Source organism: Streptomyces sp. MZ04 (assembly GCF_004684775.1).
Lineage (GTDB): Bacteria > Actinomycetota > Actinomycetes > Streptomycetales > Streptomycetaceae > Streptomyces.
Map to the genome: position 1 here is coordinate 1 of NZ_SRIC01000559.1, position 1,576 is coordinate 1,576.

Genomic DNA, 1,576 nt, shown 5'->3' on the forward strand with positions numbered 1-1,576 from the left:
GCGGGTCCCTTCGGGCTTCGCCCGAAGAAGCGAACCGCGGCGCTGCGCGCCCCGGCCGCTCCCGCTCCGCGTGAGCGGATGCGGCTCGCTTCGCTCCCCGCCAGGTGGCACGCGCTGCGCGCGCACCACCAACTGCAGGGAATCCGGCCCGCGTTGCGGACCGGGGCCGGCCTCCGGCCGACCCGTGGCCTCCGCTGCGCTCCAGCCACGATGACGCTCCGCGCCCAACAGGCGTGCCACGCTCCGCGCGGCCCACCCACGGGCCTGACGGTCCGGCAGCAGGAAGGGCGGAGGCTGGGGGTGACAGGGAATCGGGGACTGGCATAGCCCAACTAGCCTGGGCCGGAACCGGATTCACTGGAAGCGTGACTGTCCGTCAAGCTGCCTTGTGGGCTGCCGATAAGGCGACCGTGCGAATCAGGCCTGGCAGGGCCCTCTAAGGAGTGCTTCATTTTGATGAGCAGATAGACTCTGGATTTAGATGGCGGAACCAATACGAGTGTGATGACCCATTTTGGATCACGCTCCCCTGCGTCCGGCCGGATGCGGCGACTCGGTCAGGATGGGGCCCGGACCGCAGGGAGGACAGATCCACACAGGGCAGCCAAGGAACTCTGTTTTCCGCCAGAGAAAAGCCGTGGACGCGGTGCTTGGTGCGCTCGAACTGCCCGCAGGATCGCTGGCGCCTCCACACGGACTCGCACTCAAGTGATCACAGCAACCGCGTAGACATCGCGCTGGAACCGGCCCCGCGATCCTCCCCCACGGCGAGGAGGATCTCAGCTGCCCGCACCAAGTCGGCTGAAGGCCCAGCGCAGCACCTCCTGGTCGACACGGGTACGGCCGGTGCGCTCAAGAGCGGTGAGGGTGTGGGCGGTCAGACGGGCCCAGTTGCGGAAGTTGCCGTGCGCGGCGTGCTGGTCAGCGAAGGCGACGTCGTCGAGGTCGGCGTCGGCCCAAATGGGATGGTAGAGCGGAATGGCGTCCAGGACTTCGTCGGGGGTGAGGCGGGTGAAGTGCTGCCAGATGAAGATCCGGGAGGAGAGCATCGGTTCTTTGGTCAGTGTGTGATGGCAGCCTTCGCCGCCGACGAAGATTACGGCGAGCTGGGTGTAGGGGTCGTCCCAGAGGTATCGGACGTATTCCAGCTGGTCGCTTTGGAGCCACTGGGCTTCGTCCAGGACGAGCGTGCGCGGGTGGGTGGCGAGCGCGCTTTTGAGTAGGTGGTCGAACTCGCTGGCGTAGCGCGGGGGTGGGCCCGGCAGCTCGAGGGCGGTGTGCAGTTCGTGGCGCACCGCGCGGGTGGTGGCGCGGGCGTGGAAGGTGATGCGGCGGATGTCCTCGGCCGGTTCGAGTGCGCGCAGGCAGCTGGTGACGGCTATGGTCTTGCCGAAGCCGGCGCCGCCGTGAACGCACATCATGGCCCGAGCCTCGATGGTGTCGGTGAGGTTCTCCCGGGCGGTGAGCAGAGCTCGGGTGCTCACCAGGCGGGCGTCGGGCAGGGGGACGTACTGGTCGGTGGGTGCGGGTGGCAGATGGCCGCTGGTCATGGGGAGCCCTCCTCGCTGGGGGTGGG

The 1,576-nt window shown here is 68.1% G+C and carries 1 protein-coding gene; it reads right to left on the minus strand.

All coding sequences use genetic code 11. The features are described from left to right. Window positions 1-779 precede the first annotated feature (779 nt). Window positions 780-1,550, minus strand: coding sequence for an ATP-binding protein (locus E2651_RS43100; protein ID WP_135336713.1), 771 nt, complete (start codon window positions 1,548-1,550; stop codon window positions 780-782). Between the last annotated feature and the right edge of the window lie 26 nt (window positions 1,551-1,576).